This window comes from Paenibacillus sp. FSL L8-0663, assembly GCF_038008125.1.
Lineage (GTDB): Bacteria > Bacillota > Bacilli > Paenibacillales > Paenibacillaceae > Paenibacillus > Paenibacillus polymyxa_D.
The window spans coordinates 2,653,308-2,675,131 of the sequence record NZ_JBBOYM010000001.1 but is presented as its reverse complement, the minus strand read 5'-3'; the positions used below and the strand labels follow the sequence as shown (position 1 = coordinate 2,675,131).

Annotated in this window: 4 protein-coding genes; all 4 read right to left on the bottom strand. The window is 45.9% G+C overall.

Annotation, left to right across the window (positions count from 1 at the left end; all coding sequences use genetic code 11):
• Window positions 1–14: 14 nt before the first annotated feature.
• The 4 genes from MKY75_RS11845 to fabD all read right to left on the bottom strand — a co-directional run bounded on the left by MKY75_RS11845 (window position 15) and on the right by fabD (window position 21,498).
• A complete protein-coding gene (locus MKY75_RS11845; protein WP_340885378.1) occupies window positions 15–4,640 on the bottom strand; it encodes an amino acid adenylation domain-containing protein in 4,626 nt (1,541 codons plus the stop codon).
• Window positions 4,641–4,663: 23 nt separating this feature from the next.
• Window positions 4,664–13,537, bottom strand: a complete 8,874-nt coding sequence (locus MKY75_RS11840; protein WP_445671528.1) for an amino acid adenylation domain-containing protein — start codon at window positions 13,535–13,537, stop codon at window positions 4,664–4,666.
• 706 nt (window positions 13,538–14,243) lie between these two features.
• A complete protein-coding gene (locus MKY75_RS11835; RefSeq protein ID WP_340885374.1) occupies window positions 14,244–20,303 on the bottom strand; it encodes an aminotransferase class III-fold pyridoxal phosphate-dependent enzyme in 6,060 nt (2,019 codons plus the stop codon).
• Window positions 20,278–21,498: an ACP S-malonyltransferase gene (gene fabD, locus MKY75_RS11830; RefSeq protein WP_165150600.1), complete on the bottom strand. Its 1,221-nt coding sequence runs from the start codon at window positions 21,496–21,498 to the stop codon at window positions 20,278–20,280. Before fabD ends, MKY75_RS11835 begins: the two co-directional genes overlap by 26 nt.
• Window positions 21,499–21,824 lie beyond the last annotated feature (326 nt).

Genomic DNA, 21,824 nt, shown 5'->3' with positions numbered 1-21,824 from the left:
CTTGCGGATATTCTTTATTTCAACAGATTTCCCAGCTTATCCGATAATCGGCTTGATATGTGTTCAAATTGCCCCATAGACAATTGATTATAGGTAAAATCCGTAGGGCTGCGCTCCGCCTGATCCTTAGTGCAACAATGATGGATAAGATTTAATAGATGTTTTTTAAAGCCGATCGTTAATCGCTCTACCGTTGCTGCACCATATTCAAGCCCGTTATATTCAAATCCAAACCGAAGGATTCCGTTCGTGATCATGCCGTTAATGTCAAATGTATTCGTCTTTTCCGCACGCGGGCTTCTCTCACCATTGGCTAAGTCTGCTAATCTGGAAATACGCCAAGGCATGTCTGCGCTGTTTTCTTCGTCGAATTGTCCCAAATAATTGAAGCTAATTTCCGGGAATGGTGCTGCGACCAGAGAAGCCGCATTAGTCTGGTCCTTGGTCAAATAACGTAAAATACCATAACCGATGCCCTTATTAGGCACCCGCCGCAGCTTATCTTTAACCATTTTGATCTGATAGGCCAAGTTCTCAGGTCTGTTGATCTCGATTACAAAAGGATACAGAGAGGTAAACCAGCCGACTGTACGAGAGATGTCCAAATCTTTAATGATCTCCTCCCTGCCGTGCCCCTCCAGCAAAATCGGGATTTCGTTATAACCGCTCCATTCATAAAAAGCCAGACCTAAGGCTGTAAGCAACAGATCATTCATTTCCGTATGATAGGCATGATGTACATGCTTCAACAGCTTTTCCGTCTCATCCCTGCCGAGTATCACCTCCACTAGGCGTCGATCTTGTATCAGGCTAACCGCGATTTCATGATCCCTTGGCAATCGACGCATCCTGCGTGAATCTACATGGTTCCAGTAGCTGATTTCTTGGCGTACCTGTACGCTTTCGGCGTAAGTAGTCAGTCCTGAAGCCCACTCTTTGTAAGCATCAGTCTTGGCAGGCAGATTCGGCATCTCACCCCGAGCTACCTGATCATAGGCTGTACCCAAATCTTCCAGTAAAATTCTCCATGACACACCGTCTACAATAAGATGGTGGATAACGATCATCAGATGATCTTCACCGGATAAATGGAATAAGGCCAAACGTATGAGAGGACCTCGTTGCAGATCCAAACTGCTTTGCAGCTCATCACCAATGTGTCGAATTTCTTCTTCAGGCTGGCTTGATTGTGTCAAATCATAGCTCGTTAATGTAAAGAACTCACCTTCGTTCACTCCCCTGTTATAGGCGGAGGCTCCCTTTTCCTCTTCCACAAAAATGAGCCGTAATGCATCGTGATGGGCTACCAGCTTGTCCATGGCGTTTTTCAGCCATAATTCATTCCATCCTTCATCATTTTGCAGCATGACCGCCTGATTATAATGGTGACGATCTCTCCGATGATGCTGAAAAAAATCGAGTTGAATGGGTGTCAATTCTACCTCACCCTCTACAATCCCTTGGGGAATGATACGGGTGATTTTTTTTATAAACGGCGCTATCAGGTGAATTTCAGGGTAACGGAATAAGTCCTTTACTTCCATTTTCAGGCCTTTGGCATTTAAGCGGATTGCAATTTGCAATGCTTTAATCGAGTCCCCACCAAGCTCGAAAAAGTTGTTGTGTAATCCAATTGGTTTAACACCGATCACTTCTTCCCAGATCAAAGCAATTGTTTTTTCCAATTCATCCTGTGGTGCTTCATATACGGTATCCAACGGTGCTATTTCATCCGGTTCGGGCAGATTGGATCGGTCTATTTTCCCGTTATGGGTCAATGGCAACTGTTCCAATACAATGATTTGGGCTGGAACCATGTAGACTGGTAACTGCCGAGCCAGTTTATCCCGCAGCATGTCTTTCTCAGCTGCACCTGCAACATAGGCACATAAATACTTTTGTCCCGCTGTGTCCAGTCGATCAACAACAACCGCCTGGCGTACTCCTTCCGTTTCGAGCAAAATAGATTCGATTTCTCCAGTCTCAATCCGGTATCCGCGAATTTTATATTGGTAGTCAGCTCGCCCGATAAAATCAATATTCCCATCTGGCTGCCAGCGTGCCAGATCCCCCGTACGATACAAGCGTCCACCGGGCAAGAACGGATCAGACACGAATTTCTCAGCCGAAAGCTCCGGCCTATTAAGATATCCCCGCGCTACAGAAGCTCCACCAATACACAGCTCGCCCGTTACACCGACAGGGACCGGACGCATCCTGTCATCAACAATATATAACTTATGATTAGGTAGAGCTCTGCCGATAGGGACAATACCGGACAGAGGCAATTTTTCCAGCTCGTCCTCATAAAAACTAGATTCGATTGCGGCTTCGGTAACTCCATACGTATTAATAATCCGCATTTTGCTGCCAAAGCGGGTCAACATCTTACGGTAATCAGCAACAGCCAAGCTATCTGCTCCAGTAGTAAGAAGCTTTAGAGAACTGATATTTGTACCATGCTCATAGATGTAATTCAATAGCAGAGCTAAAAGCACAGGCGGCGTCTCAAACGTAGTAATCTCCTGCTGCTCCAACAGTGTAGCCAAGGCAGCTGGATCATTTCTCACGTTTTCAGGACAAATGACCAAGGTACCTCCATTGACAAATACCTTGGCCAAATCGCATGCAAACACATCAAACGACATGCTGGCAATTTGCAGTAGCTTAATAGGGAAATCTTTAAATCCTTGGCTGTGTCTGTAACCGAGTGCGGTGTTGACATATTGTTGATGTTCAACCATAACGCCTTTGGGCTTACCTGTGGTACCCGATGTATAAATGACATACGCCAAAGAGCTGGGCTCATATGTGGAGATATACTGCTTGTTCGAATCCATCTCGGACTGGAGTGGCAAGGTAGCGAGATCGACTACCTCGCCCATAAAATCCATTGTTTTCAGCCAGCCCTTCAGGTGAGATTGCGTAAGCACAATCGTCGTTCCGCAGTCACGCAGCATATATTCAATACGTTCTTCTGGATACACGGGATCTACTGGCACATAGGCAGCTCCGGCTTTCATAATGCCCAGCACCGCCACTATCATCTCAACAGACCTGTCAACCATGACAGCGACCAGACTCTCCCGTGTAATTCCACGCTTCTGCAAAAGATGGGCAAGAGCGTCTGCTCTATCATTAAGTTGTCTGTAAGTGAGCATCGTATCTTCATATATGACGGCCGCTTGTTCTGGTGTACGCTCCGTCTGCGCTTCGAATATCCCGTGAAAAGTAAGTGCAGGAAACTGGACAACGGGTCCGCTCCATAATTTCGTCATATTAGCCTCTTCTTCGGTTGTTAACAGCCGAACGTCACGGAGGCAAACCTCTGCATTACTGGCAATTTGCAGGAAGACATGCTTCAAATAATGGGCCAGATGCTTCATCGCTTCACTGCTATAGACCTTGCCGTTATAGGACAATATGAAACTCATTGCCTTCTTATCTTCAACCTCAATATTAAAGTCATACGGTATTTCTTCGAATAACCGAGCGTCCTCAATAATGAATCCGAGTTTGTCTTGCCAGTCCCGTCTCCCGATCATGTTTTCCAGCGGATAGTTCTCGAATACAACGATATGATCAAGCAAGCGTTGCTTGAGTGCAGATTGCGACTGGATTTCAGCAAGTGAACAGTATCCGTTCCTCCTTCCTTGGACAGAGGCTCTCTGGACATCGCGCAATAATTCAACAAAACTCTTTTCTTCATTTAATCTAATTCGTAATGGAATGGTATTAATGAACAATCCGACAATTCGCTCTACTTCATCCAATTCCGACGGGCGGCCAGATACCACCGTGCCAAAAACTACGTCTTTGCTTCCGTTGTAACGACCAAGTACAATTCCCCAGGCGGCCAGAAAAAGACTGCTGAGCGTGGTCCCATTGCATTCAGCAATCGCCCGCAAAGTGCTGGTCTCTGTTTCCGTCAGCGTCGTTCTATATTCCTGCAGCAGATAGCCGCCTTTTTCAGGAGTTGTAGCTGGAGTTTTTAGCATCGGAAGTCCAGCCGTTTGTTCGTAACCTTGTAATTCAGAACTCCAGTAGCCCTTGGCCGCCTCCTGATCCTGTTCTTCAAGCCAGTCGGCATACCCGGTGTAAGGTCGTGGTTCAGGCAATTGAACGGGACGGCCTGTACGATAAGCCTCATAGGCCGTTAACAACTCGTCCATTATGATGCCAAGACACCAGCCGTCCATAATAATATGGTGAAAACTTACAAGTAACGTATAAGCATCTTTATCCGTTTGAAGTACAGCCATCCGGATGAGCATATCCCTGCTCAAATCGTAATGGGTGTTACGGTCCACATCCATAAATCTACGAATAGCATCGGCTTGCTCCTTTCCGGTCAGCTCTGTCATATTCTCGTAAGTAATCGCCGTGTTTCGCTTCTTAAAGACAATCAGCCGCGAACGAGAAGCGGATTTATGATAAATGTTCGAGCGCAGTGTTTCATGACGCTGAACCAACAGCTGAAAGCTTTCTTGCAGGGCATTCCAATCCAGATCTCCCCGAATAGAAATACGTAATTGCTCGTAATAAGCCTGTGATTCTGGTTCCATCAGCGCATGAACGAGCATTCCTTCCTGTAAGGGAGTCAAGTTGACCACTTTTTCAATTTCAAGTCCTTTGATCATGGATATCCTCCTCGGACGAATCGTTATAGATTCTCATAAAACTGCTTCATGTCTTCAAACTCATCTAGATCCAAACCACGTGCTCCCACATCCGATGGTGTTAGTTGCCGTCTGGATTGGTCCAGACAATGCTGAATAATGCCCGACAAATGATGTTCAAAACGCAACTGAAGCATTCGGATAGTATCTGCTTCAAACGCGTGACGGTTATAAAGCATGCAGATGGAAAGCTTACCGTCTTTCAGCCGCCCATCCAGATAGAGGGGATAGGCTAAATCAGAAACGCTACAATTCTGGCCGGACCATAATTCAGCATCCATAGGCGAAGTATGAAAGTGAGAGGAACTGACCGGTTCAGAATGAATCAAGCGGAAGCCAATTTCCGGGTAATACTGAGCATTAAATTCTGATCTGCCAGAGGATGCAGCTCCATATTTTAGTAATCCATATCCTAAACCCTGGTTGGGTACTTGCCGGACCGTCTCCTTTACGTTTCTGAGCAAAAGAGAACTGTCTTCTCCAGGCTCCATATCCAGAACAAGCGGATATATGGAACCGAATTGACCTACGGTTCTTGAAAGGTCCGGTTTGTCCGAAGTCACAGTTTGTTGCTCCCGATCATAATGCTCAAATCCAATGGCAATCTTAGACTGTCCAGACCATTCCACTATAGTCAGTCCCAATGCAGCAAGCAGTAACTCAGCGGTCACCGTATTATAGGTTCGGTTAGCCCGTGTTAACAGCTGGCTTGTTTTCTCGTCCGAAAGCTGTATGATGCAATGCTCTACTGGACGAAGTGCTTCTGAATGTACAGGTGCCTTATGATCCTTCGGTATAAATTCGCCATCGAAATTAACTTTATCCAGCCAGTAGAGTTTCTCTTTGGCCAGCTTTTTGCTGTCTGCATAGTCTTCTAGCCACCGCATCCAGGAGCGGTAAGAATCTGTTTTGTCAGGAAGCACTATCGGTTCCCCGTTAAGAGCTTGTTCATAGGCAGTTGTGAAATCCTCAAGCAGGATACGCCAAGATGTAGGATCAGCCACTAGCGGATCTACAGAAAGAAAGAACTGGTCGGAGCCCGACATCCGGAATAAGCCTGCGCGTACTCTGGGTCCCTCAAACATTCCATAACTATTTTGAATCCGGAAGCATTCGCTCTGTAATTGCTTGCTAGCTTGATGGTCATCATCTGCAAGTGAGAACACATCAAGTGTGAACCATTCTTCATTTTCATCTCGGTATACAAGGGTTGACGGTTCGTCGATCGACGCCTGACCAAGCCGTAATCCCTCGTGATGAGTAGTTAATGTTTGCAGCACAAACCGTAACAGATCCTCATCGAAATGCGGGTTGCCTGCAAATAGCATGGATGTTGCCGTCCGTAAGGTGTAAAATGTACCCAGTTCATGCATCTGCCGTTGAATCGATGTTATTGGAATCTCTCCATGTATTGAATTCTGGTCTGTGTAGCGGAATAAAGTTGTCACAAGCTTGCTGAGATCCTCAATGAACGGGTGCTCCATCAAGAGAGAAATGTCAAGGGAATAACCATGCTGACGCAGACGTGAGGCAACCTGAACGGCCTTAATAGAATCGCCGCCAAGCAGAAAAAAATGATCTCGAACGCCTATATGATCACTTCCCAAAACGTCTTGCCATACCACGACCAGCGCCCTTTCCACATCTGTTCTCGGAGCAACATAATCCGTCTGTAAAGAGTCATGTCGGTCCGGCTCAGGTAAAGCTTTTCGGTCCGTTTTTCCATTGGCCGTAAGGGGAAGCTGCTGCATAGGCACCACATATGCTGGAATCATATAAAACGGTAGCTTCTGCTTGAGCGCATTCTGCACGTTCAGCGGACTTAATGGCTCAGAAGCCACAAAGTATGCACACAAATCCTTGTAGCCGTCTTTGTTCTCCCGTGCTATGACTACTGCTGACTGGATTCCGTCTACAGACAGCAACTGCGCTTCAATCTCGCCCAGTTCAATACGATATCCTCTTACTTTAACCTGTTGATCGATCCGCCCCAAATATTCAATGTTGCCGTCAGGCATCCAACGCGCCAAATCTCCTGTGCGGTACATCCGCTCATAACCCTCCGCTCCGCTATTAAACGGATTAGTAGCGAACTTCTCCTTGGTCAATTCCGGTCTATTAAGATAGCCACGGGCTACTCCTATACCACTGATACAAAGTTCTCCCGCCACTCCAATCGGCTGCAATCGCTCCGTACCTTCCTGTACAACATACAAATGAATATTGTCAATCGGTTTACCGATCGGGATCACCGAGTGCTCTTCCACAGGCTCGCATTCAAAGAATGAAACGTCTACAGTAGCTTCTGTTGGACCATATAAGTTAATTAGTTTTGCGCTTCCAATCCCTGACATAATTCGATAGAAACGCGCCACCTGCTGAGGAGGCAATGCTTCACCGCTGGCAAATATATGTTTTAACGTTTTCAATTTTGCTTGCACTGTTTCCCTTGGCTGCTGCTCCAGATATTCCAGAAAAATATGCAGCATCGCGGGTACAAAATGAAGGGTGCTTACCTTGTCTTCATTAATGGTGTTCAAGATCTGTTCGGGAGACTTTTCTCCGCCGATTGGCAATAAGCTTACTTTAGAGCCTACCATCGACCACCAGAACAACTCCCATACGGATACGTCAAAAGTAAAGGCAGTTTTTTGCAAAATCGTATCTTCTGCGCTTAGGCCGTATCTATTGTGCATCCAGCAGAGCCGATTCACGACTGAGCGGTGTTCAACAATAACCCCTTTCGGTTTCCCTGTAGAACCGGATGTATAAATGATATAGGCCGCATGGTTGGGTTCTGCTATAGGTTCAAGGTTGGTGGCATCTTCATGCCAGCTACTCATGCAGTCGGTCGTAGGCTCCGTCGACCTGGATGCTTGCAAAGCCATGATCGTGGAAGCATAATCCAACACCATTACCTTGCAGTCCGCATATTGCTCCAGCTCTTCTGCAAACTGTGGTTGTGTCAGCACCAGTTGTGTTTTCGAATCTTCAAGCATATATTGAATTCTTTCCTGTGGGTATCCCGGGTCAATGGGTACATAAGCTCCACCTGCTTTTAGAATTGCATAGATGCCAATCATCATCTCAGGTGAACGCTGAGCGATAATCCCTACCGGCTGATCCGGTCCCACTCCTTCCGCCCGCAACGTTCGCGCTAAACGATTCGCCAGCTCATTCAACTCTTGGTAAGTCATACACTTATCTCCAAATATGATTGCCATTTCATTTGGAGTCCTGCTAACCTGCTGCTCAAACCTTCCGTGAATCGTTGCATCCCGCGGAAAATAGGCGGAGGTGTTGTTGAACTCATATAGTAATAAGTGCTTATCTTCTTCTGTCAGCATATCCATATCAGCCAAGCGAATTCCGACATCTTGAGTTACGATTTCCAACACTTTTATATAATGGAGGGCAAATCGCTCAATTGTCTCCAGCCTAAACAGGCTGGTCGCATACTCCCAGGTGAAAGTTAACTGGTCTTGAGTTTCCGTTACATGTAATGAAAGATCGAACTTCGATACACCTGCATTAAACTCATTCGGTCGCAAACGAAGTCCGCTGAGTTCAATGACCTCTGTTCCCTTATTTTGCAGACTGAACATCGAATCAAAGATGGGATTGCGGCTTACATCGCGTACTCGATCTAGTTTGTCGACCAGTTGGTCAAATGGATATTCCTGGTGCTCCAACGCAAGCAGAGTGTTATGTTTTACGTCCTCCAGAAAAGCACTGAATGGCTGAGACGCCAGCGGTCGATTACGGATAACTAAAGTATTCACAAATATGCCGATCATCGCTTCCGTATCCGCATGCCCTCTACCCGCTGCCGGTGTACCTACGAGGAAGTCCTCTTGCCCGGAGTATTTGCTTAACAGCACATTATAAGCTGCCAAAAGCACCATAAAGAGCGTTGCTCCCGTGTCTCTTGCCAATTGATTAAGTCTATCCGTCAGCTTGGATTGCACAATGAAGGTAAGGCTGTCCCCTGCGAAGCTCTGACTTGACGGACGAGCAAAGTCAGTTGGCAGGTCTAATACAGGGAGCTCGCCGTCCAACGTGTCTAACCAAAATGCTTCATCCTTTGCTTGGCTGTCTCCGGCATAATGTTGTTTTTGCCAAACGACATAGTCCTTGTAGTGAACGTCAATGGGGGCAAGTGGCATACCCTGATACCGCGTGCTGATCTCATCCATTAATACTGCCATTGAGAAGCCGTCTGAAATGATATGGTGCATATCGATGAGCAACATAAACTGGTCACGATGGATTGCGAATAACTCAGCACGAATTAAAGGAGCCTTACTGAGGTCAAATGGCTGAATAAACAGTTCACGGGCGTGATTAGCATCCTCTTCGGAAATTGGAGTAACAGGAATGTCCAGTGAAAGCACATCCTGTACCTTCTGCACGGTTTCCCCGTCTACTATCTCAAAATACGTCCGAAAGGATTCATGCCGTGAAAAAACCTCCTTCACTGCATCAATGAACTTGGAAACGTGTAACTCTCCCTCTATATGCAGTTGACCCGATACATGATACGCTGCACCTCCACCCAGTTGATCCAGCACATACATTCTTTTTTGAGCGGGAGATACCGGATAAAAGGGCTGTAAATCTGCCGGAACAAGCGGCTCAAACTTTCGCTTTTGTCCTCCTTTTACATGTGCCGCCAGTTGTGCAATCGTTTGCAAATGTAAAATTTGTACCAGCGGAATATATACTTCGAATTCCTTGTTAATTCTGCTTAGAAGAACAGTCGCTTTTAAGGAGTCTCCACCCATTTGAAAAAAATTTTCGTTGTATCCGATATCAGATACATTCAGAACTTCCTTACATATGGATATCAGTTTGTCCTCAGTCATATTGCTGTCAGAAACCTGCTTCTGCGAGTCCTCTATCCTGATATCTTCTGGTTTCGGCAATAATTGAAAATCCGGCTTCCCATCAGCCAAAAGAGGGATGCTATCCATCAGAACCCAAAAGCGAGGTTGCCCATAATCAGGAAGTATTGAGCTAACACTCTCTTTCAGCTTCGCTATATCCCACGAATTAGAATTATTGTCCACTATATAAGCCACTAGATACGAAGAGTTACTGCTTTCACCGTCTTTCCGTGCCGTCAAAACACAGGCATCCAAATCTAGTGCTCGCAAAAGATGTTTCTCTATCTGCTCAAGATTCACTTGATGACCGCGAATAAGAACATCTCGGTTGGCTGCACCGATATGTCGAATTCTCCCTCCAACCTCGATATAAGCCCATTCCAGCGTCGTTCCCAGTAAACCAGCGGATGTGGCCAAATATACTTGTCCGATGGTACCCGTAGGAGACGGATGTTTATATTTGTCAAGGACACAAGGATAATTCCCTTTAGAATCCGCGTATGTCCCCCACACTTCCAAAAGCCGCTCCCTTTCCGTACTTCGAAGCAAAGACAGCGCAGATATCCGCATTCCGTCTTCCTGCACAACCGAGCTCAGCAGATGTAAAAAGTATTGTGCCCATACTTCCAGAGTGTCTTGTTGAAAAAGACTCGCAGCATAGTCGAAATCAAGCCGCAACTGCTGACCAGACTCCGTAACATTCAGAAACAACTCATATTGAGTGGACAATATTTCATGCTCCAACAATTCTGTTTCCAGTCCGTAATAGTGAAACTCTGGAATGGGCCTATCCATATTGAACAACACCTTAAGGACGGGCAAATGCCTTAATCCTATCTGGGCAAGTCCGGCAAAGCTGTATTTCTGATAAGCATCCAGCGTATGCATTACTCGCTTGACCGTCTGTGTGAATTCCGTGAACGTTGCTCCAGAGTCTACCTCACAAATCACTGGGAGCAAGTTAACGCAGTTGCCAATTAGCGGGGACACACCCATATGAGATTGCCCTGCGGTTGGAATACCTACCATGATTTGATTCTGGCCTGTCACTCTGTGTAAAAAAAGCTGGAAAACAGATAATAAAGTCACAAACATGCTGTTGCCAAGCCGAATACTGACTGATTTCAGTTGCTTCACCAGAGGTGCATCCACCACAATGGTGTATCGTGCTCCGCGCGAAGAAGGAGAGCTGATGTTGCGTTGGAGAGACGGCAAGTCAAGGGCGGGCAATGGCTTCGCAAGTACATCTGACCAAAAAGCAAGGGCAGCCGCTCCACCTGCCTCTAACTGGTTTTGCTGCCATGCTGCGAAATCTCGAAACGGAACAGGGTCGGGAAGCGTGCAGTGTTCCCCCTGTACACAAGCGGAATAAAATTGTTCCAATTCATGGAAAAACACTCCGATGGACCAGCCATCTGCAATCAGATGATGAAATGTAAATGCAGCGATGTGCTTCTCATTCGACGTTTTTAAAAGCCGGATACGGAATAAAGGTTCGCCTGCACTTATTGGGAATACGGTCTCCCTATCCTTCTCCATCCAAGCACGGATATCGTGTTTCTGCTCCTCTACAGAAAGACTGCTGATATCATGCAGCGGAATGCTGAGGGTCATTGCCGGGGCGATGATCTGCGTTTCTCCATCCTCTCCCATGAAGGTGCGTAAGGCTTCGTGACGTTTAACAATGCGATGGACAGCTTCATTAAATTCCTTAAGATGTAGCGGACCCCGGTAGCGCAGTAAAACAGTCTCATGAAGCGACTGCGATTCCTTTGAATCCGAGACCGAGGCGAACCATAACTGCTTCTGATCCGGAGTCAGCATAATCGTCGATTCCTTAAGGTCTGCAGTTGCAGTTTCAGGAATAAAAGGCTTGTTTAGATGGTTTTCATGAGGGTACAGATCCGGCAGAAATCCTCCTTTGCGCAGCTCATTAACACTCTCTTTAATTGCCTGTACAATCCGCTCTATGTCTTTCGAAGTATGAGCCGTTGACAAAAAACAGTTCCGGCCTTCCCATATATAAATTCCTTTATCCAGCATGTGATAGAAGAATAGTTCCAAGTCACCTTTAAGGATGAAACGGAACAAGGAACCGAAGTAAACGACCTTTATAGGTATCTGTTCCTCCGTAAAATAGTGATTCAGTTCTGCTGCGAACGCCTTCGTACGACTATTCAGCTCGTTATGCAATTGCCCCCTGTCCTTCTCCAACTGCTCTAGTACGGCCAGGGAAGCTGCCATAGCCAGGGGGTGATGGCAAAAAGTTCCCGCTACAAACGTCCGCTGTTGCTCATGCGGTGGATAAGAGTCATCTCCGAAGCTCCACACTCCTCCATCAATTCCATCCATGAACGATGCTTTCCCTGCCACGATACCGATGGGAAGCCCGCCCCCAATGATTTTACCGTAAGTTACAAGGTCGGCTTCAATCCCGTACCACGCCTGCGCGCCCCCCGGCTGAATACGGAAGCCTGTAATTACCTCATCAAAAATGAACGCGGTCCCGGATTGCTCCGTAATCTGACGTACTTCCTTCAGAAAAGCTGCGGGCTGGAAATCAGGGCGACGACTCTGCACTGGCTCTATGAGAACAGCAGCCAGTTCATAGGCATGGGAGCGGATATATTGGAGTGACTCGTCCGTTCCATAACTGAGCACAACGACATCGTCCACCATGTGCTGTAGTACACCAGGTGCCAGGGGAGTGGAATGTTGTTCCCTGTCATCCGTTGTCCCCCCCAATGCCAATATTCCATCAAAAGTACCGTGATAGGAACCAGAAAAAATCACCACCTTATCCCGTGCGGTGGCAGCCCGAGCTAACCGAAGAGCGACCATGATCGCCTCTGTCCCCGAGTTATATAGCGCAATTCGTTCCATGCCTGTCATCTTGCAAATCTTTTCGGCAATCTGCCCGGCCATATTGGACATCGGTCCAAGGCACATTCCGTTATGTATTTCCTTTTCTATCGATTCACGAATAAAGGATGGGTTGTGACCAAACAAATTGACCCCAAACCCCATCGTCAAATCAATATATTCATTACCGTCCAAATCCCAAATTTTAGAACCCTCTGCACGCTGAGATATAATCTGATACACCATTTCCTTGAGAGCAAGCCTAAATCCGGCCACATTCCGGTTATTGGCGTATACAGACCTGTATTGCTGAGTATACTCTTTAGTCTTTCGTGTGCGCATCGTGTAATGTTCAATCAGCTTTTGCAGATGCTTTTCCTGCCTAAGTGAAAGTGAATTATGGGCTTGCACATTTATTTTTTGATAGGGAACAAATGCTTTCGATTCTTTTCCGTCTGGCAAAACAGCTGAGACGGAAGCCTGGACGGAGGAAATAGAAGTAACTGTGGCAGCTACCTCCTGCATCGCGGATGTCTGAGGCTCGACAGCAGTTTGTAGTGAATGCGATTCAGACATTGCCACTGGTGCAAGACGAGACTGACGTAGTATTTCCATCTGCTGCGACATGAGTTGAAGTTGCATTTCTAAAATTCGTTCTCTCCCCGCAAATATATCCTCATTTGATAGCTTGCTTTCATGGGATGCGGGATCTTCTATAGGGGTAGTGGATTTTTGACTCCAGCCCGGCAAGACGGAAGGCACCGAAGAGGTGACACTGGACGACGCAGTCAACTGAAGCTCCTCCGAATTCCGGGTCAATTCTTCAGAGGTCGAGGCTACCCTATCAGCAATATAGTTTGTCAGCAACTCTAGCGTAGTCAGTGATTCAAAAAATTCGTTCATCGGGATTTCCAAGCCAAACGTACTTTTAATGCTATGTCTAACCTGAGACAGAAGAATAGAGTCTAAACCCAGTTCTAAAAAATGTTTTTGCGGCTCTAATTCGTCTGGACTGAGTTGGGATACACTTTCGATTATTTTTGACAGTTTATTAGTAATCGTAGATTTTTGCGGATTGGAAGCAGATTCCGTCGAGAAATACTCATTCACCATCTTTTCAGACTCCTTTACTATGGGGTATTCAAGGAATTAATTTTATCCTTTCCAACTATGGGCTAGCCTAAAAAACACGATATGACCTAGCTATGGGTACAAGATAAAGTTCTCATAAGAAGGTAAATATGAACGGTCCACTGTATAAGAAAACTATCTTCATACTAATAAAATATAATTATCCATCTGTTAAAGCGAGGATCTAATTTGTTTTATTAAACCATCAATGGCTAAATGCGCTTATCTAACTTATTATGCAGGATATAGTTTTTTTCCAGTTTTGATTCTTAAAAACTCATTTTTTTCTTTTACTCGCTGGCATGCATCCTCATAAACTTTAAAATTCACGACATTCAAAGCTCAAATTAAAGACTCAAAAGCTTTAATATGGTTGCTCTGCCCTTTACGAGCGATTACAACCACCTGCAAAATATGACCTTTGTTGGCTCCTGTCGATTCAGCGCTGCCTCACAGTCCAATTGTGATTTTCTCCGATTGGCTTTTACATAACTGATGCCCTCACTACTAAAAATGCCAAGTCCTAAGAATAGAACCTGACATTTCATCAAATTTGAAGCGTAAAGACGTCGAAGTGCACTTTATTCAATTTTTCGGCAAAATCAATACGGGATTGGCCAATTCACTTAACGTCTCACATTAATGTGTTCGCGTGTCAGAACGGGAGTCACTTCGTTTCTTGGCATTAAGCGAACCAGAACTGCTTTTGATCCGGGGTTAGTGGGATGACCATTTCATCCGCGTCCCTTGTCGATGCTTCTGAAGGGTCGGATATAGGCAATCTTTGCTTACCTGGACCTGGGCCTTTCCCGTTCGGGGTCAGATCGGGCAAGAAGCCCCCTTTACGCAGTTCATCTACACTGTCCTTGACAGCTTGTATGATCAACGCAATATCTTCCTCCGTATGAGCGGTCGACAAGAAGCAGTTCCGCCCTTCCCAGATGTAAATACCCTTTTCCAGCATATGATAGAAGAAAAGCTCCAGATCGCCCTTGAGTACGAAGCGAAATAGTGAGCCAAAGTGAACAATTTTTATGGGTATCTGCTCATCGGTAAAGTAACTATTTAACTCTGCTGCCAACGCCGAAGTATGGCTGTTCAACCGATTTTGCAGCTGCTCCCCGTGGTTTTCCAAATAATCCAACACCGCCAAAGATGCCGCCATCGCCAGCGGATGATGACAGAACGTACCGGCTACAAAGGTTCGGCGATGCTCATTCTGAGGATAGGAATCGTCTCCGAAGCTCCAGGAGCCTCCGTCAATCCCATCCATAAAGGCGGCTTTCCCTGCTACGATACCGATTGGCATCCCTCCGCCAATAACTTTACCGTAAGTCACAAGGTCAGCTTGTACCCCAAACCACGCTTGAGCGCCTCCCGGTTGAATTCGGAAGCCTGTAATCACTTCATCAAAAATAAAAGCTGTACCAGATTGCTCCGTGATCTGGCGAACCTCCTGTAAAAAGGCCTTCGGCTGAAAATCAGGACGACGACTTTGCACCGGCTCCACTAGCACAGCAGCCAGCTCCTGCCCATGGGTACGTATATAATCCAGCGATTCGTCCGTTCCATAGTTAAGTACAACGATATCATCAACCATGTGCTGCAAAATGCCAGGAGCAAGAGGTGTGGAATGCTCCTTATTGTTGCCAGCGCTACCCAACGCAAGCACCCCATCGAATGTACCGTGATAGGAGCCAGCAAAAATGGCTACTTTAGCTCGCCCGGTGGCAGCACGCGCCAAACGGAGGGCAACCATAACCGCCTCGGTGCCGGAATTGTACAAGGCGATCCGTTCTACACCGGTCAGCTTGCAAATCTTTTCGGCGACTTGTCCTGCCATGTTGGACATGGGTCCGACACACATGCCGTTCTTTAGCTCTGCCTCAATTTTTTCACGAATAAAGGCTGGATTGTGTCCAAACAGATTAACACCAAAACCCATGGTCAAATCTACATATTCATTCCCATCCAAATCCCAAATTTTGGACCCGTCTGCACGTTGAGATACAATTTGATAGACCATTTCCTTTAAAATAGGCCGGAAGCCAGCTACATTACGGTTATTCGCGTAGACAGACCGATACTGCTGAGTGTATTGCTTGGTGCTTAGCGTCCGAGCAGTATAGCGCTCAATCAGCTCTTGCAGATGTTGTTCTTGTCGGTGTGAAAGCAATTCATGGGCTTTGACCTCCAGCTTTTTATATGGCGTAAACGGTTTTGCTTCATGGACTGCCTTCTTCGGAACAGCTAGTACCGGTGGAACAGTAGCTAATGCAGTTGCGACTTCCTGTTTGGTTTCAATGCTCTCTGCGCTTTCTATATTTTCTGACGGTAAAGCCCTTCCCGGTTGAGTTCGGAGCACATCAAGCTGCTGTGACATCACATGCAGCTGCTGCTGCAAAATCTTCTCGACACTCGCAGAAGTCTCTATAACCGTTGTGCTTTGAGATGGCTCTTGCCCGGACGTAACTATTCCATGAGACGATGTACCAATTGCGCTGGATTCCTGCCCTGTCCAAGTTGATACTGTAGTAGCATCTACCCGATTAAGGGGTATTTTCGGTTGTCTTTCCACAGCACCAACTGCTGCTGTCTCGTCTGAATAGGAAATACTCACCTGATCTGCAACGTAGCTAGTCAACAGTTCGAGCGTGGTCAGCGATTCAAAAAATTCATTCATTGGGATATCCAGGTCGAATGTATCCTTGATACTGTGGCGGACCTGGGACAAATTAATGGAGTCCAGCCCTAGTTCTAGAAAATGTGTTTGCGGTTCCAGTTCCTCAAGACTAAGTTGTGATACATTACCGATCATTTTCGCTAACTTTTGTTGAATGGAAGATTTATGCTGTTCAGTAAACGACGCTGACGTCGAATACTCATTCTCCATAATTTCAGACTCCCTTACTATTGTATTTTTATAAACGGATGCAGTCTGCTCCGCTCGAATCTGTTCTGGCACATGAATCCAGCACCTTTTCTTTTCAAACGGATACGTAGGCAAAGAAACCCTTTTGTACGAGTGACCTGCGTATAGCGTGTCCCAGTCTATCTGTGCCCCCTGTACGTACTTCACTGCTACTTGTTCCAGTGCTTGCAAAGTGTCTGAGCTTCCGACGGCTGTTTTTGTACCACCACTGCTATCTACTTTTCCAATGTATACACCTTCAATGGCCTTGCCCTGCTCATGAAGCTGAAGTAATTTCGCTTTCAGAGCCTCCGCTCCTTCGGCTATCACAGCCACTCGGTATGTTAAGTGGCTTCTGCCCGTGTTAGCCGTATAGCAGACATCCTCCATCTGCAATTCTTCCTCATGTTCAAAGCGATCCACGTACCGTGCAATCAACTCGCTTAAAGCTCCTTCACTTCGCGCGGACAGTGTCAGCAGCAATGGCGATGATTCATTTTTTCGGTCGGTGGCTTCTTGATCCGCACCCTTTTTCGCTATATATTCTTCCAGCACCACGTGGCAGTTTGTCCCGCTGAAGCCAAAGGAACTCACCCCGCATCTTCTCGGAAATCCGTCTGTCTTCCATTCCCTTAGTCTAGTGTTGGCATACACCGGAGATTCTTCGAAATGGATGTTCCGGTTGGGTGTGCGAAAATGAACGAGCGGTGCAATCTGCTGATGCTTCATCGACAGCACACATTTGATCAATCCCGCAATCCCAGCAGCTTCGTATAAATGCCCAATATTCGTTTTGACCGTGCTTATCGCCACAAACTGCTTGCGCTGTGTAAATCTGCGGAAAGCCTGGGTAATGCCCTTAATCTCAACGGGGTCACCCAGCTTGGTGCCAGTACCGTGAGCTTCAATATAACTCACTGTCTCGGGATCAATCCGTGCATCACGCCACGCCTGCGAAATGACTTCTGATTGAGCCAGCGCATTGGGCGCAGAAATTCCAATCGTACTGCCGTCCTGATTAATCGCGCTTCCTTTGATCACACCCAGAATGTGATCTCCGTCTTTTTCCGCTTGACGAAGCGGCTTTAAGAGAACGGCTCCAACGCCTTCTCCCCAGCCTGTGCCGTCCGACTGATCGTCGAATGCTCGTGCCCGGTCATCGGAGGATTCCATGCCAATACCAGCTTTCAACGGCAGCAAAATAGTCTTCACTCCACCGGCCAAAGCCATCTCACAGTCTCCATTTAAAATCGACTTACATGCCAGGTGCACCGCCACGAGTGACGAGGAGCATGCCGTATCAATGGTCAGTGCTGGGCCTTTTAAATCAAGCAAATACGCAATCCGGCTGGAAATAATGGACGATAAATTACCAATGGCAAAGTTTGGAATCGCGCCTGGTTCCACCTCGGACAACAAACGCTCGTATTCAAAGCTGGTTTTGGAAAAACCGACATACACACCGACCTTTTTGCCAGCCAGCTGCTTCCCTCCATACCCCGCATCCTCAATCGTACTCCAGGCTGTCTGTAGAAATAAACGTTGATTCGGATCCATGAGTGAGGCTTCCCGTGGAGTCAACTTAAAGAAGGAGTAATCAAACTTGTCTACTTCATCCAGATAGCCGCCTTCTGCGATTTGCATATTCCTTCCTTCCGTATTCAGACGGGAAATGAAATCTTCGGCATCTTTTCTTCTTTCGTCGCTGTACGGGCCGATATTGTCAACGCTTGATGCCACATTCGTCCAAAACTGCTCCAATGTTTCCGCTTGAGGAAACTTACCTGACATACCGATGATGGCGATATCCCGGTCCTCCGACTCCTCTTTGGATTCCAGTTGCGGTGCTATAATCACCTTATGACCTAAATTCTGACTGGATATATATCCAGCTAGCTTGGCGATAGTCGGATAAGAGAAGAAGTCCGTTACCTCAATATGAATCCCGAGTTGTTCCTCTAATTGGTCCACGATCTGAACGAGTTGTAAGGAAGTTACGCCGATATCAAAGTAGCTGTCTTCCTTCCCAATTGATTGTACATTTAAAATAGCTTGGCAGATCCCAATCAGTTTTTGCTCGATTTCACCCTGAGGCACAGGGGCATAGTTCCCTTCCTGTATATTTCGAGCGGCCTCGGTCAGGGATGCCAAAACTACATCAAATTCTCCCTGCTCGTAGCTCTGAGCCAGCTTGTAGCGCTGAACCTTTCCACTAGTAGTTTTGGGAATACGGCGGATTGGAACTACATCTTGAATATGCCATCCTCCCCGATAATTCAAATGGCTTTTCAGCCTTTGGACTAGTGGCAAAAATAACTCTATTTTTTTCGTGTGCATCACAAAAACAACAATACGATCCTGTCTAGTTTGTGCATCATGTACACCGCAGACGGCTACTTTCCCTAGATCCACCCCGTCCAGTTCCTCCGCAATCCTTTCGATATCATGCGGATAAATGTTCTGGCCGTTCACGAAAATAATATCCTTGGCTCTGCCTGTAATCACCAATCGTCCGTTTCTCATAAAACCCAAATCTCCGGTAATGAGCCAGCCATCTTCTGTCTTGACCTTTGCGGTAGCCTCGGGATTGTTATAGTACCCGGCAGTCACATTTTTGCCGCTAATTTGGGTGTATCCGATTACATCATCCTTTAGCACCTGATTTTGCTCATCACAAATACGAACAGAGGTGCTGGCCATGGGGTAGCCCAAATCCGCAAATGTAAGACAACGTTTATCAGTTGAATCTACTTCTTCTATAGGTTCACCTACATGCAGTTGCTGCCGATTTAAATGAATAGTAACAAAATTATCTTTATCCAAAGGTGGAGTAGAAACACCTACGCTTGCCTCTGCCAAGCCGTATACAGGATACATGATATTTTTTTTTAATCCATGTGCACTCATGGCTTCCATAAACACATGGCAAAGCTCCACCGATATGGGCTCAGCCCCATTTAAAATCATGCGAACACTTGACAAATCCCAGTTATCCGCCGTTTTAGATTTATATTGATCCAGGAAAAATTTAAAGCCAAAGTTAGGAGAGCAGATTTGAGTCACCTTATGTTCCGACACCTTTTTTAGCCATAAAGACGGACGTCTTATAAAAAGTGCTGTCGGCATAATAAGCTGCTTAGCATGAGCAATGACACAGGTTAAATGGAAAGCGATCAATCCCAAATCATGTGTGAGCGGCATCCAGCCTAGATACGCGTCACTTGAAGTCATTCCCGTTTGACTGGCGATATCCCGAATATTGTATACGAGATTCTCATGCGTTAGCATGACTCCCTTGGGATCACCTGTCGAACCAGAGGAAAATTGAATAAACGCCAAATCTTCCGGTCTGGAATCATGAATGATCCCTTTGTTCTGATCGGAATAATCAAAATCATGGCTAGAAAAGGTCGCTTTTTTTACAGAATCAAAGAAATCCAGCATCTCATGCTGGTGAGAATACTTTTCTAGCTGCTCTAATACCTTATGATCCGCAATCATGTAAGGGGAAGTAAGGGTACTCCAGATTTTAAACAGCTTCATTTTATGTTCATCATTATTCCCGATACTTACAGGTACGGGGACGATTCCTCCGAGCAGACAGCCCCAAAACACATTCACAAAGGTGTGATTTTCTTCAATTTGCATAATCAGCTTATCTCCAGGCTGTACTCCTTTTTCCTGCAATTGATAAAGCACCTGCAGTGCTTGCTCCAGAAGTTGACTGTAGCTTACATATTCCTCCTGTGTATCACCCGAAATGAAAATAATCCCGTTTTCAGCTCTACTGGCTCGGTCCTGAATGATTTCAATTAATGTTTGAAACTGCTCCATTCTGATCCCTCCTTAAAAGGTCTAAAACTTGCTCCTGCTCTCCTGCAGATACTTGTTTGGTTTGCAATATCAGGCGAATACACTCCAGCGCTTCGCGTCTTAGTTTATAAGCAGAAGAAGATCTGCCCGATTCTATGCTTTTGAGTAACTCCTCCAACCTGCGAATAGGTAAAATAACCCCATTATGATACTCATCCTCATTCCAATTAGCATTGGGTGTAGACACCGCCACCGCCAGTGGTTTGACCAACCAATCACGGAGCGAAAAACGACGTTCCAGTTCAATCCGATCCAAGTCTCTGTCCAAGGAAAGAACTTCAAAAGCGATGTTGGTTTCCTTCGCCAAGTTTTTCAGCACCGTTCGCGGTCCTAATTCAATTCCCTGCTTCACCCCATGTTTCTCCATATACTGCATCGTTTGTATCCAACGCACTGGATGGATCATTTGCAAATGCAAACCTTGACGAATGCTGTTGGCATCCGTATATGGCATTGCTGTAACATTAGAAATGACAGGCCACAGCGGTTCATGAAACGTATATTTTTGCAGTTCCAATGCTAATCGATCAGCAGCATGCTGCATAAGCGAGCTGTGAAAAGGGCCGCTTACCTGCAAACGGGTAATTTGGAACCCACGTTGCTCTAATTGCCCTTCCACCGTAGCAACAGAGTCATGATGACCAGAAACGACGTATTGATAAGTAGAGTTATAACAAGCGATGGTAATAGGCTGACTGGTTACTGCATAGTGATCGCACAGCTCTTCTAGCAGCTTTAAATTAGCTCCCCGAACAGCAATCATGCAACCCACTCCGGCCTCTGAGGCTTCTTCCATAAAGCGCCCCCGTTCTTGTACCACCCGCAAAGCATCGCCAAACGACAAGACTCCGCTGCTTACCAATGCAGAATACTCACCCAAACTATGCCCTGCCGCAAATTCGGGAATAATCCCAACATCGTGCATGTAACGTTTGAATGCGATTACACTGATCGTGAGTAGTGCAGGCTGGGTGTAAGATGTTCTTGATAATTGGGAGATGGGTCCTTCCATACATAAAGTTTTCAAATCATATCCCAAAATATCAGCAGCTTCTTCAAAGATGAGATCTGCCTCTGAAAAACCTCCTTGCCATGCCGCTCCCATCCCGACATACTGAGACCCTTGTCCCGAAAAAAGCAAAGTCATGCTACTCATGTCTAACCCCTTTCCTCACCATAAAAGGCGGTAAAACAAAAATGTTTTTTGGGATTCAGATGTTCACATTCCTATGTATTTAAGATAGATACAGCAAAACAGTAATTGACTGTAAAAGTGAATCGTTTTTGAGTTTCAAGATGTAGTTAGAAATAAAAGTGTGTTTGTAGTCTGGGAAGTGTAAAAAAAAACTGGAGTGTGCTGGAAGTTCAGACTTGATACTTAGAAACTTCAGCATCATAGATGAGTGTAGTAAAATATAGATTAAGGCTATTAATTTAATATAAACATTAAAATGAATTAAAGTACAGTGATATATAATACAT